The organism is Rhizorhabdus sp. GW822-FHT03C02 (assembly GCF_058801765.1).
In genome coordinates this window covers 97,126-124,123 of sequence record NZ_JBXANN010000007.1, presented here as the reverse complement: position 1 = coordinate 124,123, position 26,998 = coordinate 97,126, and the positions used below count along the sequence as shown (strand labels likewise).

General features: G+C 66.4%; 19 protein-coding genes. 11 read left to right on the top strand and 8 right to left on the bottom strand.

The genetic code is table 11. The features are described 5' to 3' along the window. Window positions 1-76 precede the first annotated feature (76 nt). Window positions 77-1,477, top strand: a complete 1,401-nt coding sequence (locus tag AC1RM6_RS18280; RefSeq protein WP_493103772.1) for an aromatic ring-hydroxylating oxygenase subunit alpha — start codon at window positions 77-79, stop codon at window positions 1,475-1,477. A 368-nt stretch (window positions 1,478-1,845) separates the two neighbouring features. On the opposite strand, the gene AC1RM6_RS18275 is transcribed toward AC1RM6_RS18280, so the two are convergent. Then, window positions 1,846-2,667, bottom strand: a complete 822-nt coding sequence (locus tag AC1RM6_RS18275; protein WP_493103770.1) for an IclR family transcriptional regulator — start codon at window positions 2,665-2,667, stop codon at window positions 1,846-1,848. 159 nt (window positions 2,668-2,826) lie between these two features. Here AC1RM6_RS18275 and AC1RM6_RS18270 point away from each other — a divergent pair, with 159 nt between their 5' ends. The 7 genes from AC1RM6_RS18270 (at window position 2,827) to AC1RM6_RS18240 (ending at window position 12,014) form a co-directional block, all read left to right on the top strand. Beyond that, window positions 2,827-4,380 (top strand): acetate--CoA ligase, encoded by a 1,554-nt coding sequence (locus AC1RM6_RS18270; protein ID WP_493103768.1) that lies wholly within the window; start codon window positions 2,827-2,829, stop codon window positions 4,378-4,380. A gap of 18 nt (window positions 4,381-4,398) precedes the next feature. Then, window positions 4,399-5,544, top strand: coding sequence for an FAS1-like dehydratase domain-containing protein (locus AC1RM6_RS18265; RefSeq protein ID WP_493103767.1), 1,146 nt, complete (start codon window positions 4,399-4,401; stop codon window positions 5,542-5,544). A 170-nt stretch (window positions 5,545-5,714) separates the two neighbouring features. Then, the gene (locus tag AC1RM6_RS18260; RefSeq protein WP_493103765.1) at window positions 5,715-6,923 is read left to right on the top strand and encodes a CaiB/BaiF CoA transferase family protein; all 1,209 of its coding nucleotides are present in this window, start codon (window positions 5,715-5,717) and stop codon (window positions 6,921-6,923) included. Window positions 6,924-7,203: 280 nt separating this feature from the next. After that, window positions 7,204-8,118, top strand: a complete 915-nt coding sequence (locus AC1RM6_RS18255) for an SDR family NAD(P)-dependent oxidoreductase (protein WP_493103763.1) — start codon at window positions 7,204-7,206, stop codon at window positions 8,116-8,118. Continuing rightward, window positions 8,115-9,716 carry a carboxyl transferase domain-containing protein gene (locus AC1RM6_RS18250; RefSeq protein ID WP_493103761.1) on the top strand — a complete coding sequence of 534 codons (1,602 nt, stop codon included), beginning with the start codon at window positions 8,115-8,117 and terminating at the stop codon, window positions 9,714-9,716. The genes AC1RM6_RS18255 and AC1RM6_RS18250 overlap by 4 nt, the downstream gene beginning before the upstream one ends. Window positions 9,717-9,720: 4 nt before the next feature. Further along, window positions 9,721-11,565: an acetyl/propionyl/methylcrotonyl-CoA carboxylase subunit alpha gene (locus AC1RM6_RS18245; RefSeq protein WP_493103759.1), complete on the top strand. Its 1,845-nt coding sequence runs from the start codon at window positions 9,721-9,723 to the stop codon at window positions 11,563-11,565. Then, complete coding sequence (locus AC1RM6_RS18240; RefSeq protein WP_493103758.1) at window positions 11,565-12,014, top strand: MaoC family dehydratase; 450 nt, start codon at window positions 11,565-11,567, stop codon at window positions 12,012-12,014. The genes AC1RM6_RS18245 and AC1RM6_RS18240 overlap by 1 nt, the downstream gene beginning before the upstream one ends. Window positions 12,015-12,384: 370 nt before the next feature. Here the strand turns inward: AC1RM6_RS18240 and AC1RM6_RS18235 are convergent, their stop codons facing one another. From AC1RM6_RS18235 to AC1RM6_RS18225, 3 genes are all read right to left on the bottom strand, one after another. After that, the gene (locus AC1RM6_RS18235) at window positions 12,385-12,942 is read right to left on the bottom strand and encodes a hypothetical protein (protein ID WP_493103756.1); all 558 of its coding nucleotides are present in this window, start codon (window positions 12,940-12,942) and stop codon (window positions 12,385-12,387) included. A 20-nt stretch (window positions 12,943-12,962) separates the two neighbouring features. Next, window positions 12,963-14,081 carry a DUF5694 domain-containing protein gene (locus tag AC1RM6_RS18230; protein ID WP_493103754.1) on the bottom strand — a complete coding sequence of 373 codons (1,119 nt, stop codon included), beginning with the start codon at window positions 14,079-14,081 and terminating at the stop codon, window positions 12,963-12,965. Window positions 14,082-14,181: 100 nt separating this feature from the next. Further along, window positions 14,182-14,700 (bottom strand): hypothetical protein, encoded by a 519-nt coding sequence (locus AC1RM6_RS18225; protein ID WP_493103752.1) that lies wholly within the window; start codon window positions 14,698-14,700, stop codon window positions 14,182-14,184. 282 nt (window positions 14,701-14,982) lie between these two features. Between AC1RM6_RS18225 and AC1RM6_RS18220 the strand changes: the two genes are divergently transcribed. Both AC1RM6_RS18220 and AC1RM6_RS18215 read left to right on the top strand, forming a co-directional pair. Then, window positions 14,983-16,089, top strand: coding sequence for an aminotransferase class I/II-fold pyridoxal phosphate-dependent enzyme (locus AC1RM6_RS18220; protein ID WP_493103750.1), 1,107 nt, complete (start codon window positions 14,983-14,985; stop codon window positions 16,087-16,089). 8 nt (window positions 16,090-16,097) lie between these two features. Continuing rightward, window positions 16,098-17,363: a hypothetical protein gene (locus AC1RM6_RS18215; RefSeq protein ID WP_493103748.1), complete on the top strand. Its 1,266-nt coding sequence runs from the start codon at window positions 16,098-16,100 to the stop codon at window positions 17,361-17,363. A 7-nt stretch (window positions 17,364-17,370) separates the two neighbouring features. Here the strand turns inward: AC1RM6_RS18215 and AC1RM6_RS18210 are convergent, their stop codons facing one another. From AC1RM6_RS18210 to AC1RM6_RS18195, 4 genes are all read right to left on the bottom strand, one after another. Continuing rightward, complete coding sequence (locus AC1RM6_RS18210; RefSeq protein WP_493103746.1) at window positions 17,371-18,747, bottom strand: APC family permease; 1,377 nt, start codon at window positions 18,745-18,747, stop codon at window positions 17,371-17,373. A gap of 315 nt (window positions 18,748-19,062) precedes the next feature. Further along, window positions 19,063-19,311 (bottom strand): hypothetical protein, encoded by a 249-nt coding sequence (locus AC1RM6_RS18205; protein ID WP_493103744.1) that lies wholly within the window; start codon window positions 19,309-19,311, stop codon window positions 19,063-19,065. A gap of 193 nt (window positions 19,312-19,504) precedes the next feature. Further along, window positions 19,505-21,175, bottom strand: a complete 1,671-nt coding sequence (locus AC1RM6_RS18200; RefSeq protein ID WP_493103742.1) for a gamma-glutamyltransferase family protein — start codon at window positions 21,173-21,175, stop codon at window positions 19,505-19,507. A gap of 349 nt (window positions 21,176-21,524) precedes the next feature. Next, window positions 21,525-24,641 carry a TonB-dependent receptor domain-containing protein gene (locus AC1RM6_RS18195; RefSeq protein ID WP_493103740.1) on the bottom strand — a complete coding sequence of 1,039 codons (3,117 nt, stop codon included), beginning with the start codon at window positions 24,639-24,641 and terminating at the stop codon, window positions 21,525-21,527. Between the two features lie 460 nt (window positions 24,642-25,101). Between AC1RM6_RS18195 and AC1RM6_RS18190 the strand changes: the two genes are divergently transcribed. Further along, on the top strand, window positions 25,102-26,982 hold the full coding sequence (locus AC1RM6_RS18190; RefSeq protein WP_493103738.1) for a gamma-glutamyltransferase family protein: 1,881 nt from the start codon (window positions 25,102-25,104) through the stop codon (window positions 26,980-26,982). The last annotated feature ends 16 nt before the right edge of the window (window positions 26,983-26,998 follow it).

The window sequence follows — 26,998 nt, the reverse complement described above, 5'->3', positions numbered from 1 at the left end:
ATTTGATGTTAGGCTCGGGGAGATCGTCCAGTCCCCCGAGTCCTGCATCGGTGGCGATCGCACTTAGGAGAGTGTCATGAACAAGCCGGTCAATTTCTCGGCCGAGGCCCCGCCGCTGAGCGAGGAAGATCTCGACGATCCGCTGACCTATCCGGTCGATGCCTTCATCTCGAAGGATTATGCCGAGGCCGAGAAGGAACTGCTCTGGCCCAAGGTCTGGCAGATGGCCGGTCGGGTCGAGGAAATCCCCGAGGTCGGCAATTACATCACCTATGAGGTCGGCGACGATTCGATCATCATCACCCGATCGGCGCCCGACACGATCAAGGCCTATCACAATGTCTGCCCGCACCGCGGCCGGCGCCTGATCGACACGCCGTGCGGCCAGAACAATGCCTGCGGCACCAAGAAGCGCATCGTCTGCGGCTTCCATGGCTGGACCTTCGATCTCGACGGCAACAATGTCCATGTCCACGAGAAGCAGGACTGGAAGGGCGGCCTCGACGATCCCGCGCGCACCGCGCTGTCGGAGGTCAAGGTCGACAGCTGGGGCGGCTGGCTGTTCATCAACATGGACCCCGAATGCGTGTCGCTGCGCGAATATCTCGAGCCGGCGGCGGGTATCCTCGACCCGTTCGAGTTCGAGAAGATGCGCTATAAATGGCGCCAGTGGGTGATCTTCGACTGCAACTGGAAGACCGGGCTCGAGGCGTTCATGGAGCCTTATCATGTCGCCGGCACCCACACCCAGATGCTCAACCATGGCGATTATTACGCCTATAGCGACGCCTATGACCTGCACGGGGTGAGCGGCTTCGACCAGCGCGATCCCGATCTGAAGATGAAGCAGTCGAGCACGATCACCCGCGCCGGCAAGGGCCTCGATCCGCGGATCTCGACCTATAATCTGCAGAACGAGATCTACACGACGGTCAACAACGCCAGCACCACCGAGACGCTGGTCAATGCGGCCAAGCGGCTGGTCGACGAACTGCCCGAGGGCACGCCGGCGCCCGAGGTGATCGCGCACTGGCTCGCCTCGGCCCGCGCCGACGACGCCGCCCGCGGGGTGGTGTGGCCGACGATCAGCCCTGAGCAGATGGCCAAGGCCGGGCTCGCCTGGCATGTGTTCCCGAACATGTCGATCCTGCAGGGGATCACCTTCGCGCTGTGTTACCGCACCCGGCCGTACGGCGACGATCCGAGCAAGTGCATCTTCGAATCCTACGCGATCGAGCGCTTCCCCGAGGGCGAGGAGCCCAAGACCGAATGGGTCTATGCCGAGGCGACCGCCGAGAAATGGGGACTGGTGCTCAGCCAGGACTATTCGAACATGGCGGCGGTCCAGAAGGGCATGAAGTCGCGCGGTTTCCGTGGAACCCTGCCGAACCCGCACCAGGAGCAGAAGATCACCAACTTCCACCGGAATCTGGCGAAATATATGGGTGGGGTGGCTGGACCCAGGAAGCTGGATTGATCCGGTCGGGGAGGGGGCTTCGTTCGCCGCGCGCATTCGCGGACCGAAGAAGCCCCTCCGTCGCCTTCGGCGCCACCTCCCCATCTGCGATGGGGAGGATCCAAGGGGCCACATTCCCGGCCCAGTCGGTTCGCATCCCGAGCGCGTAAGCCTCTCCCCGTCGCCCCTGCGAAGGCAGGGGCCCATGGCTGTTGCATCGGGCGGGAAGCCCGCGGTGGTGCGCCGTCGCCATGGCGTTTTGCCTTCATTCGGCGGCGGTTTGTGAGGAGATAGCCATGGGCCCCTGCCTTCGCAGGGGCGACGGCTTGGGGGTGTCGGTGCTTGCCGATTTCGTCGCCCCGGCCTCCGCCGGGGCGACGGAGATTGGGCTACATTTCCCCGCACAACTGGTTCGACACGCCGCGCGCGCCGATGAGCAGCGCCTGTTGCAGCGCGGGCAGTCCCGCGCGTTTGAGCGAGCTGCCGATGCCGATCGCGACGAGGGCGTGGCTGAGTTTGGCTGGCGTCTTCCACACCGGAGCGGCGGCGACCGTCACGCCGGAGATATAATTGCCCTCGTCGACCGCGAAGCCCTGGAGGCGGGTCTGGGCGACCTGGGCCTGCCAGTCCTCGAAGCTCGGCGGGTCGTCCCAGCGCAGAGTGCGGAAGCGGGTTTCGATGGCGTCGGGGGAATGTTTGCCGAAGGCGGCGATGCAGCGGCCGGTGGCGCTGATCAGGGCGGGGAAGCGGCTGCCGATCTGGGCGCTCAATTGGAAGGTGGTGCCCGACTGCGAGGTCGTCACCACGACGATATGGTCGAGCCCGACGATCTGGACCCCGAGCAGGGTCGCGTCGAAATCCTGGGCGATGCGGTCGAGCACCGGCTTGGCGAGGTCGTTGAAGCGGTCGCGGCGCAGCCATTGGCGGGCGAGGGTGAGCACCCCGGCCTCGAGCGCATAGCGTTTGGTGTCGGCGTCGAACGCGACCAGTTCCTCGGCGACCAGCGCGCGCAGCACATAGAGGCAGGTGCTCGGCACCAGCCCCAGTTCGCGGGCGATCGCCTGGAGCCCGAGCGGCGCGTCGCTCTTGCCGAGCAGGCGCAGCACCGCGGCGGCGCGCGAGATGGCGGGGGCCTTGGACGCCTCGACCGCTTTCGCAAGGTCGCGGTCGGTGCTGGTGGCGGCAAGCTGCTGGTTGGTCGATCGGGCCATAAGGGCTGCATAGCCGGTGAAGCGATCGTGTTCAATATATAGAATGACATTCTATATTTACAACAAACCGACTCCATGTCATTTCCGCTGCCGTCCTGAAGTCAGCCGGAAGCGCTGGCGCCGAGAGGTGTCCGTTCCCAGCCAAGCAATGTTGGATCCATGGCGAAGCTCACCGATTACACGCTCTATGCCGACGCCCAGCAGCACGCCGACTCGGCGGCATTGTGGGACCTGTTCGATGGCGACCGCGAGCAGCTCAACATCGCCAACGAGTGCATCCTGCGCCATGCCGACGGGTCGGGCCGCCCCGCGGTGCGGATCGCGCATTCGGACGGCGCCGACGAGATTTTGAGCTTCGACGAGATCGCCGCCAATTCGGCCCGGTTCGCGCACTGGCTCGAGGCCAATGGCATCAAGCCGGGCGATCGCATCGCCTTCATGCTCGAGCCGTCGCTGCCCTTCTATGTCAGCCTGTTCGGCGCGATGATGATGGGCGCGATCAGCGTGCCGATGTTCACCCTGTTCGGGCTCGACGGGCTGCGGTTGCGGGTCGACGACTGCAAGCCGGCGCTGATGATCACCAACAGCGAAAAGGCACCGCTCGCCAACCAGGTCGAGGGCTTGCGCGTGTTCGTCGCCGACCAGGGGCTGCTCGAAGAGATTGCCGGCTATTCGTCGAGCTATGCGCCCAAATCGCGCGCCGACGACATGGCGGTGTTCCAGTACACCTCGGGCACCACCCGCGAGCTGCCGGCGGCGGTCAAGCACACCCACAAGGCGCTGGTGACGTTGATGTTCGCGGCGCTCTACGGCACCGGCATCCGCCCCGGCGACGAATATTTCTGCCCGTCCTCGCCGGCCTGGGGGCACGGCCTGTGGCACGGCACGCTGGCGCCGCTGGCGCTGGGCGTCACCACCGGCACCTTCGCCGGCCGCTTCGACGCTGTGCGGCTGATGAAGGGGCTGGCCGACTACAAGATCACCAACATGTCGGCGGCGGCGACCCACTACCGGATGATGAAGAATTCGGGGAAGGCGAGCGAGTTCAGCTTCGCGATGAAGAAGCTGTCGTTCACCGGCGAGCCGATCGATCCGGCGACGCTCGAGTTCATCGACGAGACCTTCCATGTGCCGGCGTGCAGCATGTACGGCACCACCGAGATCGGCGTGGTGCTGGTCAACTATCCGGGTGCTGCCGATTTCTCGGTCAAGCCGGGGTCGCTGGGCAAGCCGGTGCCGGGGCTCAAGCTCGAAGTGCAGCGCGCCGACGGCAGCACGACCGCGGCCGGCGAAGTCGGCGAACTGATGCTGTGGCGCCGCGGCGGCTGGGAGACGACCAAGGATCTCGCCCGGGTCGACGAGGAAGGCTATCTCTATCATTGCGGCCGTGCCGACGACGTCATCATCTCGGCGGGCTGGACGATGAGCGCGGTCGAGATCGAGAATACGATGCTCAAGCATCCCGATGTCGAGGAGGTCGCGATCATCGGCGTCCCCGACGAGGCGCGCGGCCAGGTCGCCAAGGCGTTCGTGGTCAGCGGCCGGGCATCGGACCCCGATTATATCAAGGAACTGCAGACCTTCACCCGCGAGCGTCTGAGCCAGCATGAATTTCCGCGGCACATCGTGTTCGTGCCCGAACTGCCCAAGACCCCGGCGGGCAAGGTCCACCGCAAGATCCTCCGCGACCGCGAAGCCGCGGCGCTCGTCTAAATTTCAGGAGAAAGAAACATGGCGACTACCACCGACACCAAGCCGGAAGCCCGCTTCCCCAAGATCACCGAGGAGGGCCTGGCCGACCTGCGCAAGCGCATCGGCGTCAAGATCACCGACACGGTCGAGCCGTGGAATTACGAGGCGACCCGCGACGCGATCCGCCATTATGCGCATGGCATCGGCGACGATAACCCCCTGTGGTGCGACCCGGCCTATGCCGCGACCACCAAGTACGGCACCAACCTGGCGCTGCCGAGCTTCCTGTTCACCACCAGCCGGATCATTTCGGGCTATTGCGGCGGCCTGTCGGGCGTGCACGCGATGTGGGCGGGCGCCGACTGGACCTGGCACAAGCCGGTGCTGCGCAACGACGTGATCACCACCGAAGCCTATCTGAAGGACCTGGTCGAGCATCAGACCAAGTTCGCCGGGCGTTCGTTCCAGCAGATCTACCATGTCGACTTCTTCAACCAGAATGGCGAGAAGGTCGCCGAGGCCGACAGCTGGGTGTTCCGTACCGACCGTGACGAGGCCCGCGAGCGCGGCACCAAGTACACCGAGGCCCGTGGCCGGGTCGAGCCGTTCACCGAGGAGCAGCTCGCCGAGTTCCGCGCGATCTACGCCGCCGAGGAAATCCGTGGCGCGACCCCGCGCTACTGGGACGATGTCGCCGAGGGCGAGGAACTGCCGCGCATGATGAAGGGGCCGATGACGGTCACCGGCTTCATCTGCTACGCGCAGGGCTGGGGCGGCCTCTATATCCGCGCCAACAAGCTCGCCAACGAAATGCAGGTCAAGCATCCCGGCCTGGGCATCAAGAACCGCTTCAACGTGCCCGATTGCCCCGAGCGGGTTCACTGGGACGAGGCGTTCGCGCTCGAGGTCGGTGCTCCCGGTGCCTATGATTACGGTCCCGAGCGCTGCTCGTGGCTGACCCATCACGTCACCAACTGGATGGGCGACGAAGGCTTCCTGCGGAAGAGCAAGTGCCAGATCCGCCGCCACAATCCCGATGGCGACGCGATGTTCATCGACGGCACCGTCGTCCGCAAGTACGAGGAAGACGGCAAGTATCTCGTCGAGATCAGCCAGAAGGCGACGACGCATCGTGGCGAGACCTCGGCGTTCGGGACGTCGATCGTCGAGCTGCCGAAGCGCTGAGCTTACTATAAAAGCCCCTCCCTGTTCAGGGAGGGGTTGGGGTGGGTGGCGTAGCCAGAGGCTCGATGCCTCTGGCGGAGCGTTGCGGGACGGCTAGGGAGCTCGCTTCGCTCGCACCCACCCCAACCCCTCCCTTGAAAGGGAGGGGCTAGATTTTTAAAGGCACCGAAATGGCTGAAGCATCGACATGGGCGGGACCGCTCCACGGCGTCCGCGTGCTCGATTTCACCCGGGTGCTCGCAGGGCCGGCGGCGTCGCTGGCGCTGGCGGACATGGGCGCCGAGGTGCTCAAGATCGAGCCGCCCGAGACCGGCGACGATACCCGCACCTTTCCGCCGCACCGCGACGGCGAGAGCCATTATTTCCTCGCCGGCAACCGCGGCAAGAAGAGCATCGTCATCGATCTCAAGAGCGCCGACGGGGTCGCGCTCGCCAGGGATCTGGTCGCCAAATGCGACATCCTCATCGAGAATTACCGCCCCGGGGTGATGGACCGGCTGGGCCTGGGCTATGAGGCGATGGCCGCGATCAATCCCGGGCTGATCTATTGCGCGATATCGGGCTTCGGGATGACCGGGCCGTTGCGCGATCTCCCCTCGTTCGACATCGTCGTCCAGGCCTTGTCGGGGGCGCTCAGCGTCAATGGCGAGCCGGGCTGCATGCCGACCAAGCTGGGGCTGCCGATGGGCGACCTGGTCGGCGGGATCAACGGACCGATCGCGATCCTCGCGGCGCTGCACGAGCGGCACGCCACCGGCAAGGGCCGGCTGATCGACGTCAGCCTGCTCGACGGGGTGGTCGGGCTGCTGGGCTATCTGGCGCAGCTCGCCTTCTTCACCGGGCAGGACCCGACCCCGCAAGGGTCGCAGCATCCCAATCTGGTGCCTTATGGCGCCTTCCCGGCGAAGGACGGGTCGATCATCATCGCCTGCCTGACCAACGGCTTCTGGGGCAAGATCTGCCAGGCGCTCGATCTGGGCGATTGCGACCCCGACGGGCAGCTCGACACGCTGCAGAAGCGCCGCGACAGCCGCGAGACGGTCAATGCGCTGATCGCCGGGCGAACCCAGGACAAGACGGTCGCCGAACTGGTCGACATCTTCACCGCGCACCAGGTGCCGCACGCGCCGATACTGGGGATCACCGAGGCGCTGGCGCAGCCGCAGGCGATCGCGCGCGAGATGGTGGTCGAGACCGAGCATCCGGTGCTGGGGATGATCCCGATCGTCAACCGCCCGGTCAAATTCCCCGGCGCGCCGCAGCCGGTGCCGACCGCGCCGCCGGTGATGGGGCAGCATAGCGACGAGATTTTGCGCGAGGTGCTGGGGTTGTCGGAGGAGCGGATCGCGGCGCTGCGGGCGGCGAAGGTGGTGGGGTAGTTGTTCTTAGATCCTCCCTGCGCGGAGCGCGGGGAGGGGGACCGCCCGCAGGGCGGTGGAGGGGTTTTCCGACCTTGAAGGCATCGCAGCCGTCGAGGTTCCGCACCACCCCTCCACCAGCTTCGCTGGTCCCCCTCCCCATCTGCGATGGGGAGGATCTTCAGCGTTGGTGCGATGGATATCTTCACCCCTTCACAACGGCGTTGGAAAGAACAAGAAGACCCTTCGTCCTCCCACCGCCTGCGGCGGCGGGGTGGGGCAAGAACAGGAGACTGAAGGCATGGCTGAGCTGAGGTTCGACGATCGGGTCGCGGTGATCACCGGTGGGGGCAGGGGGCTCGGGCGGGCCTATGCGCTGCTGCTGGCGGCGCGCGGCGCGAAGATCGTCGTCAACGATCTCGGCGCGGCGATGAAAGGCGACGGGGTCGATGCCGGGCCGGCCGAGGAGGTGGTGCAGGAGATCCGCGCCGCCGGCGGCGAGGCGATCGCGTCGACCGACAGCGTCGCGACCCCCGAGGGCGGGCAGGCGATCATCCAGAAGGCGATCGACACGTTCGGGCGGGTCGACATCGTCATCCACAGCGCGGGCAATGTCCGCCGCAGCCCGCTCAAGGATATGAGCTACGAGGATTTCGAGCTGGTGCTCGACGTCCATCTGCGCGGCGCCTTCCATGTCGTGCGCCCGGCGCTGCCGCTGATGGCGGCCGCCGGCTATGGCCGGATCGTGCTGACCGCGTCGATCAACGGGCTCTACGGCAAGTCGGACAATGGCAATTACGCCACCGCCAAGGCGGGGCTGATCGGGCTGTCGCAGACGATCGGGATCGAGGGCGAGGCCGACAACATCAAGAGCAACGTCATCGTCCCCGCCGCGGTCACCCGCATGTCCGAGGGGATCGACACCAGCGCCTTCCCGCCGATGGAGCCCGAGATGGTGGCGCCCGCGGTCGCGTGGCTGGCGCATGAGGATTGTTCGGTGAGCGGCGAGACCTTGGTGGCGATGGGTGGGCGGATCGCCCGCGCCTATCTGGCCGAAAGCCCTGGCCTTTATCAGCCGAGCTGGACGGTCGAGGATGTCGCGGCGCAGATCGAGACGATCCGCAGCACCGCCGACCCGCTGGTGTTCCCGCCGGTCCCCAACGGCCAGCTCGACCATTTGCTATACGGATTCCAGATGATCAAGGCGAACGCATGAGCGCTCCTGTTCTTTCCACCACCCTCAACCCCGAGAGCCCCGAGGCGAAGGCCCGGACCGCGCATAACCGCGCGCTCGCCGAGCAGCTGCGCGAGCGGGTGGCCACCGCCGGGCTCGGCGGCAACGAGGCGTCGCGCCAGCGCCATGCCGGGCGCGGCAAGCTGCTGCCGCGCGATCGGGTCGAACGGCTGCTCGATCCGGGATCGCCGTTCCTCGAGATCGGTCAGCTCGCCGCTTATGATCTCTATGACGGCGAGATCCCCGGCGCGGGGATGATCGCCGGGATCGGCCTGGTTTCGGGTCGCCAGGTGATGATCGTGTGCAACGACGCCACCGTGAAGGGCGGCACCTATTATCCGATGACGGTGAAGAAGCATCTGCGCGCGCAGGAGATCGCCGAGCAGAACCGGCTGCCATGCATCTATCTGGTCGACAGCGGCGGCGCCAACCTGCCGCACCAGGCCGAGGTGTTCCCCGACCGCGACCATTTCGGGCGGATATTCTTCAACCAGGCCAATATGAGCGCGCTGGGCATCCCGCAGATCGCCTGCGTGATGGGAAGCTGCACCGCCGGCGGCGCCTATGTGCCGGCGATGAGCGACGAGACGGTGATCGTCCGCAACCAGGGCACGATCTTCCTCGCCGGTCCGCCGCTGGTGAAGGCGGCGACCGGCGAGGAGATCAGCGCCGAGGATCTGGGCGGCGGCGAACTCCACACCCGCAAGTCGGGCGTCGCCGATCATCTCGCCGACAATGACGAACATGCGCTGAGCATCGTCCGCGACATCGTCAGCCATCTGGGGCCCGCTCATCTCCATGGGCTGCCGACGAAAGTCCCGGTCGCGCCGAAATATGCCGCCGAGGAGCTTTACGCGGTCGTCCCCGACGATGTCCGCGCGCCCTATGACGTCCATGAGGTGATCGCGCGGCTGGTCGACGGCAGCGAGTTCCACGAGTTCAAGGCGCTGTTCGGCACCACGTTGGTGTGCGGTTTCGCGCATATCCATGGGCTGCCGGTGGCGATCCTCGCCAACAACGGCGTGCTGTTTTCGGAAAGCGCGCAGAAGGGCGCGCATTTCATCGAGCTCGCCTGCCAGCGCAAGATCCCGCTGCTGTTCCTCCAGAATATCTCGGGCTTCATGGTCGGCGGCAAATATGAGGCCGAGGGCATCGCCAAGCATGGCGCCAAGCTGGTGACCGCGGTCGCGACCGCGACGGTGCCCAAGATCACCGTGCTGATCGGCGGCAGCTTCGGCGCCGGCAATTACGGGATGTGCGGCCGCGCTTACTCGCCGCGCTTCCTGTTCACCTGGCCCAATGCGCGGATCAGCGTGATGGGCGGCGAGCAGGCGGCAAGCGTGCTCGCGACCGTCCACCGCGACGCCGCCAAATGGACCCCCGAGCAGGCCGAGGCCTTCAAGGGCCCGGTGCGCGCCAAATATGAGGAAGAGGGCAGCCCCTATTATGCGACGTCGCGGCTGTGGGACGACGGGGTGATCGACCCCGCCCAGACCCGCGACGTGCTCGGCCTCGCTCTCGCCGCCAGCCTGGAGGCGCCGATCCCCGATCGGCCGGCCTTCGGCGTGTTCAGGATGTAGCCGCATGATAAAATCGCTTCTCATCGCCAATCGCGGCGAAATCGCCTGCCGGATCATCCGCACCGCCCGGCGCCTCGGCATCCGCACCGTCGCGGTCCATTCGGACGCCGACGCGCAGGCGCTCCATGTCCGGCTCGCCGACGCCGCGGTCCATATCGGGCCGTCGCCGGCGCGCGAATCCTATCTGATCGGCGAGCGGATCATCGCCGCCGCCCAGGCCACCGGCGCCGAGGCGATCCACCCCGGCTATGGCTTTCTCTCCGAAAACGCCGCCTTCGCGCAGGCGGTGATCGACGCGGGCCTCGTCTGGGTCGGCCCCAACCCGTCGTCGATCACCGCGATGGGCCTGAAGGACGCCGCCAAGCAGCTGATGTCGGCGGCGGGCGTTCCCGTCACCCCCGGCTATATGGGCGAGGATCAGGCGCCGGCGTTCCTCGCCGAACAGGCCGATGCGATCGGCTATCCGGTGCTGATCAAGGCGGTCGCCGGCGGCGGCGGCAAGGGGATGCGGCTGGTCGAGGCGCCGGGCGACTTCACCGACGCGCTCGCCTCGTGCCAGCGCGAGGCGGCGTCGTCGTTCGGCAACGACCATGTGCTGATCGAAAAATATATCCAGCGCCCGCGCCACATCGAGGTGCAGGTGTTCGGCGACAAGCATGGGCAGGTCGTCCATCTGTTCGAGCGCGATTGCTCGCTGCAGCGCCGCCACCAGAAGGTGATCGAGGAGGCGCCGGCCCCCGGCATGGACCCGGCGACCCGCGCGGCGATCTGCGACGCGGCGGTGCGTGCGGCCAAGGCGGTCGATTATGTCGGCGCGGGGACGATCGAGTTCATCGCCGACGCCTCGGAGGGCCTGCGCGCCGACCGGATCTGGTTCATGGAGATGAACACGCGGCTGCAGGTCGAGCATCCGGTCACCGAGGAGATCACCGGCCAGGATCTGGTCGAGTGGCAGCTCCGTGTCGCCAGCGGCGAGAAACTGCCCAAGGCGCAGGACGAACTGGCGATCAATGGCTGGGCGATGGAAGCGCGGCTCTATGCCGAGGATCCGGCCAAGGGCTTTCTCCCCAGCATCGGCACGCTCGAACTGCTGAAGTTCGGCACCGGAGAAGGCGGGCGGATCGACACCGGGGTCTATGAGGGCGCCGAGGTCTCGCCTTTTTACGATCCGATGATCGCCAAGGTGATCGCGCGCGGCGACGATCGCGACCAGGCGCGGGTGCGGCTCGGCGCGATCCTGACGGGCACGGCGGTGTGGCCGGTCAAGACCAACGCGTCGTTTCTGGTCCAGGCGCTCGAACATCCGGCGTTCGTCGCCGGCGATGTCGACACCGGCCTGATCGGCCGCGACGGCGAGGCGATGGCGACCCCGCCGGCGCCGTCGGCGGCGGCGCTGACCCAGGCGGCGATGACGCTGGTCGGGCCGATCGAGCAGCCGGGCTTCCGCCTGAACGCCGCGCCGAAGCGATCGGCCTATTTCCTGCTCGACGGCGCGCCGGTCGAGGTGGCGCTTGAAGGGCAGGGGGCGGCCGATCCGGCATCGTCGGCCTTCGTGATCGACCAGGGCCAGGTCGGCCTGCTCACCGCGTGGCGCAAGACCGCCGAGGCGGGGGCGGGGGCGTCGTCGGGGGCGATCCTCGCGCCGATGCCGGGCCGGGTGATCGTCGTCGAGGTCGCCGCGGGCGACAAGGTGGTCAAGGGGCAGAAGCTGCTGACCCTCGAAGCGATGAAGATGGAACATGGCCTGACCGCGCCGTTCGACGGGGTGGTCGCCGAACTCAACGTGTCGACCGGCAGCCAGGTGCAGGTCGAGGCGGTGCTGGTGAAGATCGAGAAGGAAGACGCCTGATGGCCGGACGGCATTTCGATGAGTGGCAGATTGGCGACCGGATCGAGCATGAGATCCGCCGCACCGTCACCGAGACCGACAATCTGCTGTTCTCGGTGATGACCCACAACCCGCAGCCGCTGCACATCGACGTCGAGGCGGCCAAGGCGTCCGAGTTCGGCCAGATCCTCGTCAACGGCACCTTCACCTTCGCGCTGATGATCGGGTTGACGATCTCCGACACGACGCTGGGCACGCTGGTGGCGAATCTGGGCTACGACAAGCTGGTGATGCCCAAGCCGGTGTTCCTGGGCGACACGATGCGGGCGACGAGCGAGATTACGGAGCTGCGGGAATCGAAGTCGCGGCCCGATGCGGGGATCGTGACCTTCACGCATGAGCTGATCAACCAGCGGGCCGAGGTGGTGTGCCGGTGTCTCAGGATGGCGTTGTTGAAGCGGAAGGGGTGAGGGACGGTCCCTCTCTCCCACTTGTAGGGGAGAGCTGGGAGGGGGCGGGGCGGCGAAGCCGGCGCTTGATCGAATGAGGCGAGATGTCTCCGTCCCGATGGCAGCATCTTCGTCTGCGTTGGTGCTACCGATCGTAGGCGAAGTCTGTCGTTCGGCTGTGGAAGCAGCCAGCTCCTGTTGTTGCTCGCTAGATCGGCTACACGCCTTAGATGGGCCGCTCTGGCCTATCGAACGAGAAGTTCTTGAGATCATAGCGGCGGCGTATCCGGCCTTGGCGGAGGCGCTTCGTCAGCAGATCGACACCGCGAAAGTCGTTAGCTTCGATAATAATGGTGCAGATTTCTTTTCTAAATTGGCGGTGCGAATAAAATCAGAGCATGATATTTTTTGGGTTTGGATAATTTGATCGCAGGTTATCTTTTCTGCGTTTTTGATAGGAGATCGGTTCGCCATACATTGAATAGCAATCCTGAAGGTCATAATTATGAGTTAATTCTGCGGTATATTGGCAATAATCTCGTTGCGATGCATCGTTGAACGGATAGCCAAAGCAGTAGGTAAGTGTGTGATAATATTCTGCATCCGCTTGCTGGATGCATTGATCAAGTTCGATGGATTCGGCTAATGCTCCACTCATTGGGGCAGAAAACGACATTATCAGCACGATGATTCCTGCGAAAGCTGAGTTTCTCATGAAATGTCCTTGCCAAATAATGTTCATCGATTCGATATGTGATTGATAAGTGCATGAATAATTGTTCTGGTCAATAATCTCTATGGGGAGTTCTTGAAATTTACCATCAATAGGTATATGTACTATATTGAATGGTGAAAAACTTCCCCAAGAATTTTTACAATTATATAACGGTGCTCGGTGGAGTTGCGGTACTGGTTTATCAAACCCACCGATCCATGATGCTTCGCCCATGCATGGCCTGATGGCGCCCCTCATCGCCCGGCCGCGAGAACCTTCTCCGCATCGACCAGCCGCACATCGTGCATCTGGTCGAGATAGGCCTCATAATAGCCCTTGTGCGACGCCCCGACGATCGCGAGCAGGCGGGTGCCCGGGTGCTGGCCGAGCATATCGCGGATGTTCGCCACCATCCGCAGGTTGCGGGTCTCCCAATAGCCGACATAGTTGCGGCCGAAGCCCTGCGGCGACGGCTCGGTCAGCGCGGCGCCGAAATCGGAGCGATAGGCCTGCATCGCCCCCTCGGGCGCATTATAGGCGCGGTACATCGCCAGCAGCCCGTCCGGCTGGGCGAGGCCGGCCTTCAGCCGGTCGTCCTCGGCGGCTCGGGCCTTTGTCGCGGGGTTGTCCCAGGCGTGCGAGATCGCGTCGCCGGCGGCCTTGGCCTCGGCGGGATCGGTCGGGTCGGGGGTGTCGGCCGAATGATCGTCGACGCTCCATAGCCGTTCGAGCCCGAGTTGCGCGGCGAGCGCGGCCGCGATCAGGCTCGACTCGTTGCGACGGTCCTTGAGCTTGTCCAGCGCGGCGACCAGTTCGAGATTCAGCCCGTCGCGGGCACGCCGCTCGGCCGGCGGCAGGCGGAGCCACTGGACCAGCGCCGATCCGCGCTCCCCCGCCGCGAGGAAGATCGTTGCGAGGTGGCGGCGCTGCCCCGGCGCGGGCGCGGCCGGCCAGGCCGCCAGCAGCCGCTCCGCCTCGGCATTCGCCGCGGGCACGTCGAGCCCGCTGGCCTGGCCGGCAGCCGTAGGGTCGGGGCAATAATCCTTGACGGTCGCGGCGTAGCGCGCCGGATAGCGGCGCAGGCTGTCGCATTGCAGTCCCGACAGATCCTCGGTGGCGATCGCGGTCGGACGCCATGCCGCCAGCCGCGCGAGCAGCGGCGCCAGCATGTCGGGGCGCAGCCCGTCGATCCCCGAGAGATGCGGGGTGCCGAGCACCAGCACTTCGTTTGGTCTGCCGGCGGGCGGGCCCTTGAGCCGGTCGGGGTGGAAAGCCGGACGATAATCCGGCGCCGGTGCGGCGGCCACGGCCGAGCCGGCGATCAGCGCGAAGGCGAGGACCGACAATGCGGTTCGATGGCGTAAACGGATCATGAGGCGCCCCTGGTGATAGTCACCGTGGCTCGATACGCTTGCTGTATTGTCTATGCAATACACATGGGATGATGGTGCCGGGTGATCCCCGGCAGGCGGTTCAGGCGCGGTGTTGGGTCAGCAGCCGATAGGCCTGATCACCGTCGGCCAGGCCATGGAGGATGGTATAATCGACCTTCTGCCCGCCATCGCCGTCGCTGACGAGCGCGGTCGGGATACGCAGGGTGATCCGCCCGCGCCTGAGCACGCGCTCTACCTGGCGGATTCCGCTGAGCTGGATCGATGTGATCGACCGGCCGCGGGCGCGGACGACGATGAGGCGGCGGTCGGTGACCGCAAAGCTCGTGCCGCGTGCGCTGCGATAGTCGAACAGCGGCGCGAACAGCATGACGATGCCGATGCCCACGAAGCAGGCCGTGATCAGCATCGCGAGCCTGTCGCCGCGTGGGATCGCCGAGGACAGACCCGATATGGCGATGGCCAGCCACGAGACCGCGAAGCCGGCAAGAGCGGCCTTGCCCGCCATGCCGGCCAGCGGATCGGGGCGGCCCGACCAGCGAATGCGTTCCCCGGCCGCGAGTTCGACGGCCGATATGGCCGGCAAGTCCGGATGCGACATCATCCATGTCCTTCTATCCTGTTCGCCTTACCGGACGCTTAAGGGTTCGTCGGCCCAAGCCATCGTGGCAGCGGACGATGCCGCACCGATATCCGGCGTGGCGCGACGGATTAGGCTTCACCATTTCGGAGGAGGTTTCATCTCCGTTCTGCGCCGCGATGGCGGTTCTTGCCGTTCAGCGTCCGGATCGCGTGGCGCAGCGCAGGCCGGCCTGCTCGATGGGGATGGCGGCGTGCGCAATGCCCCGATAGCATTGCCCCGACACCAGCGAAGGGGGGCCGCATGCGTTACGCACGAATGGCGATCGAGAAGGAATCGCCCGAGGAGTTCGGCTATGGCCGGATCCGATTCAACCTGTCCGAAAGCTCGATCGCCGACCAGAAGCTGTCGGACATCGGCGTGCATATCCCCGACCTGACCCTGCTCTATGGCGAGCATCGCGGCGATGGCGAGGCGCGCGCGCTGATCGCCGGGCAGGATGCGGGGCTGGTGGCCGACGATGTGCTGATGACCGCCGGGGCGGCCGGGGCGCTGTTCATCATCGCCACCACCTTGTTGCAGCCGGCCGATCATCTGATCGTCGTCCGGCCCAATTACTCCACCAATATTGAGACGCCGCGGGCGATCGGTTGCGCGATCGACTATGTCGACCTGGCGTTCGAACGGGGCTTCGCGATCGATGTCGCCGCGGTCGCGGCCTTGGTGCGGCCGAACACGAAGCTGATCAGCGTCACCTGCCCGCACAATCCGACGGGGACGATGATGGACCGCGCCGATCTCGACGCGCTGATCGCGATCGCCGAGCGGCAGGGCTGCCGGCTGCTGGTCGACGAGACCTATCGCGACCTGAGCTATGGCGCGCGGCTGCCCGCCGCGGCCTCGCTCAGCGACCGGGCGATCAGCGTCGCCTCGCTGTCCAAGGCTTATGGCATCCCCGGCATCCGGGTCGGCTGGCTGGTGACCCGCGATGCCGCGCTCTATGAGAATTTCCTCGCCGCCAAGGAGCAGATCGGGATTTGCGGCAGCGTACTCGACGAGGCGGTGGCGCTGCACATGCTGCGCGGGCGCGAGGCGTTCCTGGCCGCGATCCTGCCCGAGATGGCGCGGCGGCGCGACCTTGTCCAGGCGTGGATCGATGCCGAGCCGCTGGTCGACTGGGTGCGACCGTCAGGCGGGGTGGTCGGCTTTCCGCGGGTGGTGGTCGGGGCGGGGTTCGATGCCGATGCCTTCTACCGCGACCTGCTCGAGACGCACGGGACCTATGTCGGGCCGGGGCACTGGTTCGAGATGCCACGCGAATTCTTCCGGATCGGGTTCGGCTGGCCGACCGCGGACGAGCTGGCGGGCGGGCTGGCGGCGATTTCGGCGGCGCTGGGGCGGTATCGCTAGGGGGACGAATGAAGCGCATCTTTCTGTGGCTGATCCTTGGGTCGAGCGGTGCGGCCTGGGCGGACAGCTGGATACCGCCTTCGACGCAGGCCTATCTGTCGCAGGACAAGAGTGCGCGACTGACGGTCGTGCCGCGCGATCTCGAAAGCGCGCTCGCCTATTTCGAAGACAAGACCGAAGGCCGCGAACCGGCCGGTGCGCGCGCAGGATCGCAGGCGACGAGCGCGATCGCGACGCTCGAACGGCTCGGCGCGTCGGGCCGTTGGGAAATCGCGTGGACAAAGCCGCTGGTCAATGAAGTCGGACCGGTCGATGTCGTGGTCGCGAACAAGGGCCAGGGCTTCGCGACCTTCGATAACTGGCATTCGATGGGTTATGGGGCCGATGCCATCGCGATTTACGATGGCAATGGGCAGCTCGTCCGTAAGTTCGGGCTGGAGCAATTGTTCCCCGGTTGGTTCGTCGCCGCGCTTCCCCGCTCGGTGAGTTCGCTTCACTGGCGCGGCGAGCCCCGAATGTCCCCCGATGGTGCGAGACTGATCGTCCCGGTCGTCCAGCCCACCAACGGCGAATTCTCGTTCAGCGAGGGGCGAACGATCGATCTGGCGATCCGGCTTGTGGATGGTGCGCCGGTCGGCGTTGGTGGTGCTGCCTGGAAATTGGCGCTGAACGACGCGGCGGTCGTCGCGCGGGCAAATTGTGCGAGCGAGCGTGAAGCGATCAGGCAATGGAACGCGCCGATTTCGGCTCCCACGAATGGGCAGGATCAGAGCTGGCATCACTATCTCGATGAAACCGAATACCGGACGAACTGGTCCGAAGATGCGCCTGTGGCGCGCACGACCGTGCTCCGCGTGCCGAGTGCCGCCGATTACCAGCCATCGCTGAAATGGCTGGACGAAGCCCTTACCGAAGCCGCCTGGGAAGGTGATGATGTGCGGGTGATAGGATCGCCCGATATCGCCAATCTCACCACCGAAATCGAGCGGATCGGCCGCGATGTTCGCCCCGGCCAACTGAAGGGGGTCGATCTGGCGATCGTCGTCGATGCGGCGCATGTCGGCCGCATCCGTGCGGCGTTGGCACAGTCGGGAGCGAAGCTGAAATTCATCGATCCGAAGCGAATATTCCCCCAGATCAGGCAGCGCATGCGGGCAACGATCGATCCGCCAACCTGTCGAGCCCCAAGGCCGGCAAAAAGCCAGGCAACCGCATGGCTGGTGCTACCTTTCCTGATCCTCGGTGGTTGCCTATTCCTGCTACGTCGCCGTTGAGATCATCCTACGCCTGCGCCAGCCCCGAGCGGCGCATCGAGTAGCCGAAATAGATCGCCGCGGCGGCCGTCAGCCACATAGCGAACAGCGCGAAGGTGTCGGCGGGGAGGCCGGCGATCAGATAGAGGCAGAAGCCGACGCTGCCGATCGGCAGCAGCGGGAACAGCGGGACGCGGTAGCCGCGCGGCAGGTCGGGGCGGGTGCGGCGCAGGATGATCACCCCGGCGGAGACCGCGGCGAAGGCGATCAGCGTGCCCATGCTGGTGAGGTTGACCAAGGTGTCGAGCGGCACGAACGCGGCGAGCAGCGCGACCGCAACCGCGACCACCCAGATATTCTGGCGCGGCACCTTGTTCACCGGATCGAGCCGGCGGAAGAAGGCGGGGAGCAGCCCGTCGCGGCTCATCGCGTAGAGGATGCGGGTCTGGCCGTAGAGCACGACCAGGGTCACGCTGAAGATCGAGGCGATCGCGCCCAGCGACAGGATCACCGCCGGCCAGCCGGCGCCGGTGAGGTTGCGCAGGATCACCGCGAGCCCCGCCTCCTGGCCCGCGAACATCGTCCAGGGCTGGGCGCCGATCGCGGCGACCGCGACCAGCAGATAGGCCGCGGTGACGATGCCGAGCGACGCCATGATCGCGATCGGCAGGTCGCGACGCGGATTGCGCACCTCCTCGCCCGCGGTCGAGACCGCGTCGATGCCGATATAGGAGAAGAAGATCGACGAGGCCGCCGAGCCGATCCCGGCCATCCCCATCGGCGCGAACGGGCGGAGATTGGCGGGGGTGAAGTGTGCGAGCGCGATGACGACGAACAAGGCGAGCACCAGCAGTTTGGCGACGACCAGCACCGCATTGGCGGTGGTCGACTCCCGCCCGCCACGCAGCAGCAATATCAGGCACAGGCCGATCAGCACCACCGCGGGCAGGTTGATCGTGCCGCCGGCGCCCGGCGGCCGCGCGAACGCATCGGGGATGCGCCAGCCGGTGGTCAGCCCGAGCAGCTCATTGAGATATTGCCCCCAACCGACCGCGATCGCCGAGGCCGACACCCCATATTCGAGCAGCAGGCAGCTGCCGATCAGGAAGGCGGCGAGCTCGCCGAGCGTCGCATAGGCATAGGAGTAGGACGATCCCGCCGCGGGCACCGCCGAGGCGAGCTCGGCATAGCACAAAGCGGTGAGCGCGGCGGTGATGCCGGCGATCACGAAGGAGACCGTCACCGCCGGCCCGGCCTCGGGCACCGCGGTGGTCAGCGCGACGAAGATGCCGGTGCCGATGGTGGCGCCGACCCCGAGCATGGTGAGCTGGAACAGGCCGATATTGCGGGCGAGCTTCGGCTCGGCGCCGTCATCGTCGGGCGCGTCGGCGATGGCGTCGAGCACCGGCTTGCACCGGACCAATGTCGCCCAAAGCGGCTGTCCGGACCGTCGCCGCTTCAAAGGGAAGCGGCCCCAGTCCGGATGGCTTTTGTTTGCCGTGATTTTCGAGCCGGCAGATAGTTTATCTGCCTCAAAATCACTCTGGCCAAAATCGATGTCCCCTGTTGCTGTCGCGCTTCGCTCGCTCGCACGATCGCGGCGGCAAGGCAATCGGCGGGCGTCATGGCGATGGGCGGGCATGCGGGCAGCCTGGGTGGCTGGCGCGTCTCGCTGAACCGTCACGCGAACGGGGACGAACGTCAGGGATCGGCCGTGCTATTACCCCAGATAGGGCAGCAGGATCGTCGCTTCGCCGTCGAACAGGTTCATCGCGGTCGGCCGGGTGAAGTCGGCGGGCATCGCGATATGCTTGTCGAGCATGATCACCGCATGGCGGCGTTCGCTTTCGGGCAGCGCGCCGTAGAGGTCGAGCAGTTCGGCGATCGGGCCGCTGGTCTCGATACTGCCCGACCTGAGCTTGCCCTGGACGTCGCGTGGGAGGATATAGTTGACGTCCGTTCGCATCATTTGGTCCCCCCGCTCTGTCGGGGTAACCTATGTCAAGTCGAACTACCATGTTCCAACATGGATCAATTCGCTCCATTTCGGATAAGAAAGGGCGATATGTTGGGTGGCATCGATCGCCCGCCATATGAATAGTGGAGATAAGGCGCGGTATTCGGCCGTTTTCATCGATTTTGAATCGGCGGCGAGCGGCTCCTCAATAGCCGACGGCATAACCCATCCGCCGGGGATCGGCGCCGCCCATATACGCCCCCGACCGATCGGCGAGGATGCCCTGGACGCTGCCGATCGCATAGGGGCCGACCTGTTCGATGCGGTGTCCCTTCGCGGTGAGGTCGGCGACGACGGCATCGCCGAACCGCCCCTCCATCTGAACGGTCAGCGCGGCGCCGGGCCTGTAGAAATTGGGATCGGCCTCGATCGCGAAGCGGGGGGCCTCGATCGCCGCCTGGATCGGCAGGCCGCCGTCGATGACATGGCTGAGGAACTGGAACTGGGTCTGGCCGATCGTCTCGCCGCCCGGCGATCCGTACACCAGATGCAACCGGCCCTTGTCGAGCAGGATCGTCGGGCCGTTGCCGAGCAGCGCGATCTTGCCTGGCGCGACCTTGTTGGGGTGGCCGGCATAAGGCGCGGTCGATCCGAGCCGCAGGCCGTTGTTGAACAGCAGCCCGGTGTCGCCCATCACCATCGAGGTGCCGAAGCCGCCGCCGACGGTGGTCGTCACCGCCACCGCATTGCCGTCGGCATCGACGATCGACAGGCTGGTGGTGTCGCCGCCGCGGGTCTGCTGGTCGCGGGCGGCCCATTGCACCGATCGGGCCGCGGCGTAGCGCGCGGCGTCGCCGCCCTCGGGATAGGCGCCGGCGCGCGCCGGATCGATCAGCGTGCGGCGCTGGGCGGCGAAGCCCTTCGACAACAGGGTTTCGGCCGGGGTGGTGGCGAAGGCGGGGTCGGCGGCGTAGCGATAGACATCGGCCTTGGCGACCCGGATCGTCTCGATCAGCAGATGGGTGAGCGCGGCGCTGCCCGGGGCAAGGCCGGCCAGGTCGAAGCCTTCGAGGATGTTGAGCTGTTCGCACAGTTCGAGCCCGGTGCGCGAGGTCAGCGGGCTGCAATAGACGTCGAGCCCGCGATAGCTGGTGTGGACCGGCTCCGCCCAGCGCGGGCGGTAGGTGGCGAGGTCGTCGAGCCGCAGCCAGCCGCCGGTTTGCTGCGAGAAGCGGACGAACTCCTGCGCGACCGGGCCGGTGTAGAAATGGTCATAGGCCGCCTGGAGCGCGCGGTCGCGGTCGGCGCCGCCCGCGAACGCCTTGGTCTCGGCATCGGCCAGCGCCTGGAGGGTGCGCGCGAGCGGTTCGTTCCTGAAGATCGATCGCGGGGCGGGGGGCTTGCCGCCGGGGAGGAAGATTGCCGCGCTGGTCGGGTAGCGCGCCAGCGTCGCCTGCTGGCGGGCGATGGTCGCGGCGATCGAGGCGTCGAGCGGATGGCCGTCACGGGCATAGCCGATCGCCGGTTCAAGCAGGGTCGCCAGCGGCAGCCGGCCGAAGCGCCGCGCGAGCGCGATCCAGCCGCCGAACGCGCCGGGCACGGTCACCGCCTTGGGGCCGCTGTCGAGCAGCTTCGGATCGACATCGGGGTCGAGCCGTTTCGGCGCCGCGCCGGTGAAGGCGAGCGCGGTGACCTTGCCCGCCTTGCGATCGAAGCAGGTCGCGAAGCCGTTGCCCGCCGCACTCGATGCCCAGGGCTCGACGACGTTGAGCACCGCCATCACCGCGACCGCGGCATCGGCGGCGCTGCCGCCCTGGAGCAGCATGCGCAGGCCCGCCATCGAGGCCAGCGGGTGGCCGCCGGTGACCCCCGCCATGCGGCATCGGCACTTCGGGGCGGTGCGCGGCGACGGTGGCGCTGCCCGAACGCGGGGCGTCGGGCGCGCGCTGGCCCGACTGGGCGAGGGCGACCGTGGGAAGGGCCGAGGCGGCGAGGCCGGCAAAACCGGAGGCGAGCAGAGTGCGGCGAGTTACGTCAGACATGGAATGACTCCATCGATCGGTCGCGTCCATATATCGGCATTGTCCCGCTCTCGTCGGCCCCATTCGTCGCCCCGGCGGAGGCCGGGGCCGCCCAAGCTGTGAGCGAATCGTTCTGTCTTGGGCGGTTCCGGCCTCCGCCGGAACGACGGGGATGGGGCGCGACACCGCCGCGCCCCACATCGATCAGAACACCTTCTTGATGCTGGTGTACCAGTAGCGCGCCTGCGGCTGGTAGAGGTTCGACAGATAGCCCGCCGACGACAGCGGCGGATCCTTGTCGAAGATGTTGCGCGCGCCGACGATGACCGAGGTGCCCTTGAGCGCGCCGGTGTCGAAGGCGTAGCCGGCATAGAGGTTGACCGTGGTCTGGCTCTTGACGACGAACGCCACCGCATTGGCGTCGCGCACCGCATTTTCATACACATGGTCGATATATTGGGCGAAGGCGCCGACCGAGACCGGCCCCAGCGACCAGTTGAGGGTCGCCGCGACCCGCCATTTGGGCTGGCCGTCGCGGCCGACGACGTCGCCGCCGCCCTGGATCGGCACGCCGGCGTTGATCGTGCCGGCGGCGCGCGCGTCGATCACCTGCTGGACCGCGCTCGGCGCGTCGACGACATAGGAGATCAGCTTCGACGCGTTGACGTTGAACGCGAAGTTGCCGATCCCGGTGTCGCGGATGCGATAGTCGAGGTCGAAGTCGATCCCCTGCACCGTCACCGGCAGCAGATTTTCGAAATTGGCGATGACGTAGAGCAGTTCGCCGACGGGGGCGAGGCCGGTGCCGGCGGCCAGCGCGATGTCGTCGGCGGTCGGGGCCTTGCGGATCACGTTCGGGTTGCTGCTGCCCTGGACGCGCAGCAGATAATCGAGGTTGAGGCCGTTCTGATAATCGAGCAGGCCGACGACATTCTTCTGGCGGATGCGCCAGCGGTCGACGGTGATCACCGCATTGCCCCAGCCGGCGGGCAGCGGCGGGGTGACGACGCCGCCGAAGCTCCAGCTTTCGGACTGTTCGGGCTTGAGATTGGGGTTGCCGCCGCTGCGGCGGAGCACCGAGATGCTGCGCGTACATTGCGAGAAATTGGTGATCCGCCGGGCGCGCAGATCCTCCTCGCACACGACATAGTCGACCCCGGTGTTGACGCGGTCGAGGGTCGAGGTGTTGATCACCTCGAGGTTCGGGGCGCGGAAGCCCTGCGACCAGGAACCGCGGGCCTTGATCCCCTTGAAGATCTCCCACGAGCCGGCGATCTTCGGCTTCGCGACGCTGCCGACGTCGCTATAATCCTCGTAGCGGCCGGCGACCTGGAAATCGAGCGAGCGGACCAGCGGGACATCCATTTCGGGGCTGACCAGCGGGATGGCGAGCTCGGCATAGGCCGACTTGACGTTGCGCTTGCCGCGGACGTCGGGGCTGGGGCTGGCGCCGGCGAGGTCGGAGCCGTAGAAGATGCCGGTGACCGCGTCGGTATAGGTGGTGTCGACCCCGAGGACGCCGCCCTGGCGGGTGTCGCGATTGTCATGATAGGTCTCGCGGCGATATTCGACGCCGCCGGCGATGCCGATGCTGTTGCCGCCCCACAGATCGAGCAGATGCGCGTTCGACAGCTTGAAATCCCACAGGCCGAGCGAGGTGCGGGTCCGCCGGGTCGCCTTGATCTTGAAGCTGTCGATCGTCGCCTGGTTGTTGAGCGAGCCGTCACCGATCGACGGGGTGGTCAGGCTGCCGCCGTTGAACGGATTATAGGCGTCCGCGGTGGTCTTGTTGATCGCGGCCTGGAGCAGGGTGTTCGACAGGCCGTCGGCGACATCCTTGGCGGTCGCCCAGGTGTAGAGCGCGGCGCTGTCGAAATTCCAGTTGCCGAACTGCGCCTTGGCGCCGGTCAGGAAGCGATATTGATAATTGGTGACGTCGACCTTGCGGGTGCCGGCGTCGACATAGTTGAGCGCGCTGATCGTCACCGGCAGGCCGGTCGCCGGGATGTTGAGCCCGGGCAGGCGGTTCGGCGATCCGACCGGGCCGAACGGATTCCAATAGGCGTTGGCGGCGACGGTGATCGGGATGTTGGCGAGCGAACCGCCCGAGGCGACGATCGCGCTGGTCTTGCCGCGGTAGAAGCCGGCCTCGCTGTAGAGGGTGATCTCGTCGGTCAGGTCGTAATGCGCGTTGCTGAACAGGTTGATGCGCTTGACCGAGGGCTGGGTGGTGAGATTGTCGAAGGTCAGGGGCGCGTTGAAGCGGAGGTTGGAATCGGCGGCGGACATTTCGGTGACGCCGTTGCCGTCGTCATAGCAGACCCCGGTGGTGGCAGTGGCAACCCGGCAGCCGCTGTTGGTGTTCGGCTGAACGTGGAACTGGCGTGAGGCGTTGGTGACGGGGGTACCGTTGCTGGTGATGATGCCGGTGCCCGACGCGCGGAACGTACCCCAGGGCGTACTGCCGGTGCTGGTGCCGTTGAACGCCGCGACCGTCTCGAACGCGGTGCCCGCGACGAACGAGCGGCGATCGACATTGGCGGTATAGTCCTGGTCGCTCAGATAGAGTTTCGACTTCTGCGCATAACCGCCGAACAGCGAGATATTGCCGCGGCCCTCGGCGAAATCGGTGCCGACCAGGCCATTGGCCTGGAATTCGCGCAGGTTGGTGCCCTCGGCGCCGCCATATTGGGCGTCGAACTTGGCGCCCTTGAAGTTCGAATTGAGGACGTTGTTGACAACGCCGGCGACCGCGTCCGACCCGTAGAGCGCGGCGGCGCCGTCGCGCAGCACCTCGACCCGCTCGATATTGCCGACCGGAATGGTGTTGGCGTTGTAGCCGAAGGTCGGCACGCCCGAATCGACCACGCCGGTGATCGCCTGCGAGGTCGGGTGGAGCACGGTGCGGCGGCCGTTGATCAGCAGCAGCGTATTGCCCTGGCCGAGGCCGCGCAGGCTGACCGTCGAGACGTCGCCGCGCGCGGCGTTGGCGTTGCCGCCGCCGAGCACCTGCTCGTTGAAGGTGACGCCGCCCAATTGCGGGATCGAGCGGAACAGGTCCGCGCCCGACACCGCGGCGACCGCGCCGATCTGTTCGGCGCCGACGATGCTGACCGGCAGCGCGCCGGTGGGCTTCATGCCCTTGATCTGCGAGCCGACGACGACGATCGCGTCGGCTTCATTGACGTCGGCGGCGGCTTCTTCGGCCGGCGCGGTGTCGGCGCCGCTTGCCGGCGTTGCCGTCTGTGCGTGTGCGCCGGTCGCTGCGAGTGCGAGCAGGCTCGCCCCCAGATAGGCCTTGTGCAGGAGTGTCCGCGTCATACCCTGTTTTCCCCCATCGAGATCGCGCTGCCCCGCTTTCGGGTGACAGCGACGGTGAAGTTGACGACTGGCGCGGCGTCGACGCCGTGCCGCCCTTGCCCGGACGAGGTTGTGCTGGCCCGCCGGCAAGTGCCGGCGAGACGACATGCATGAAAACGCATCCCGACCGAGTGCCGGCACCTTCTCCCAGTGACATGAGTCAGGGTTGGCCAAGGTGCGCGCGCCACCCGGTCCCTATTGCGGAATTATCATCTCCGTCTGCTCATCCAGTCAGAACGGCTTAACGTTGGAAATCCGCCATCCGGTAATGCGAATTTCTCATATTTGTCGCAAATGTTCGGGAATTATTCATAATTGCCTTGATCGCGAAGAAGTTAAGCACGGGGTGGCGGCAATCGCGGCGCCGATCGTTTATCGAGGGAGCAACCGGTCGATCGGCCGGTGCAAAAAGGGGCGCAGCATGAACGATATCGACGGACCTTCGCATCCGAGCCGCCGCGACCTCGCCGCGCTGGCGATCGGTGGGGCGGCGCTGATCGGCGGAGCGGCGAAGGTCGGCGCACAAACCGTACCGGCTAAATCCGCGCCGATCGAGCCAACCCGTCTGGTGAGCGCGGGCGAGACGCTGCGGCCCGAGATCGTCGGCAGCTTCGGGATCGTCGCCGCCGGGCGCCATTATGCGGTGGCGGCGGGGACGCGCATCCTGATGGCGGGCGGCAACGCCACCGATGCCGGGGTCGCGGCGGTGTTCGCGGCGGCGGTGACCGAGATCTCGCATTTCGGCTTCGGCGGCGAGGCGCCGTCGATCATCTATGACGCGAAGACGAAGAAGGTCTCGGTGGTCAACGGGCAGGGGACCGCGCCGGGGCTCGCCACCCCCGACAAATTCGCCGCCGCCGGGATCATCCCCGGCAACGGCCCCAATGGCGGCACGGTGCCGGCGATGGTCGACGCGATGGCGTTGGCGCTGCAGCTCAACGGGACGATGACCCTCGACCAGGTGCTGCAGCCGGCGATCGAGCTCGCCGACGGCTTCGTGATGTACAACTTCCTCGCCGAGGTGTTCGCCAGCCAGAAGAAGGCGACGTCGAAATGGGCGAGCGCCTATGAGACCTATTATCCGGGCGGGGCGCTGCCGAAGACCGGCGAGATCTTCCGCCAGCCCAATCTCGCGCGCACGATCCGGACGATCGCCGCCGCCGACGCCGCCACTTTCAAGAAAACCAAGGACCGCAAGGCGGCGATCCAGGCCGGCCGCGACGCCTTCTACAAGGGCGACATCGCCAGAAGGATCGGCGCCGCGGTCGAGAAGGATGGCGGGCTGATGCGCTATGAGGATCTCGCCCGCTACAAGGGCAAGGTCGAGGCGCCGATGACCGCCGACGTGTTCGGCTATCAGGTGTGCAAGGGCGGTTTCTGGAGCCAGGGGCCGGCGATGCTGCTGACCCTCAACATCGCCGAGGCTGCCGGCATCGGATCGATGACCCCGGGATCGGACCTCTATCTCCACACGCTGGCCGAGGCGATCAAGCTGGCCTTCGACGACCGCAACGCCTTTTTCGGCGATCCCGATTTCGCGACCGTGCCGATGAAGGGGATCTTGTCGAAGGATTATGCCGCGGCGCGGGCGAAGCTGATCGGGCCGCGCGCCTCGATCGAGCATCGCTATGGCGACCCCTGGGCGTATGAAGGCAAGCCGCGCACGACGCCGGCGTTCACCCCGCACATGCTCAAGGTGAAGGGCGGCCCGACCGCCGACACCACCGCGGTCGAGGTGGTCGACCGGCACGGCAATCTGTTCAGCTGCACCCCGAGTTCGGGCTGGCTGCTCGGCGGCGCCTATGTCGCCGGCGACACCGGGGTGCCGATGAGCAACCGGATGACGGTGTTCGACCTCGACCCCGAAAGCCCGAACGTGCTGGTCCCGGGCAAGCGGCCGCGCACGACGCTGTCGCCGGCGATGGTGTTGAAGGACGGCGCGCCGTTCCTCGCGATCGGGACGCCCGGCGGCGACAACCAGGACCAGCAGATCGTCAATGTGCTGCTGCGGGTGCTGGCGTTCGGCCAGCCGCTGCAGGCGGCGATCGAGGCGCCGCGGATCAATTCAAACCATTTCCACGGATCGTTCATGGTCAAGAAGGACGAGCCTGGGGTGCTCGAGATCGAGGATCGGGTGCCCGCCGATATCCGCGCGGCGCTGACCGCGCGCGGGCACAAGCTCGACGTGCTCGGGCCTTATGGGGTGTCGACCGGGATCGTCGCGGCGGGGGTGGTGCCGGGGCCGGGGACGCTGCGCGGCGGCGCAGACGTGCGGCGCGAGCGCTATGTCTTCGGCTGGTGAATTCAAAGACAGATAA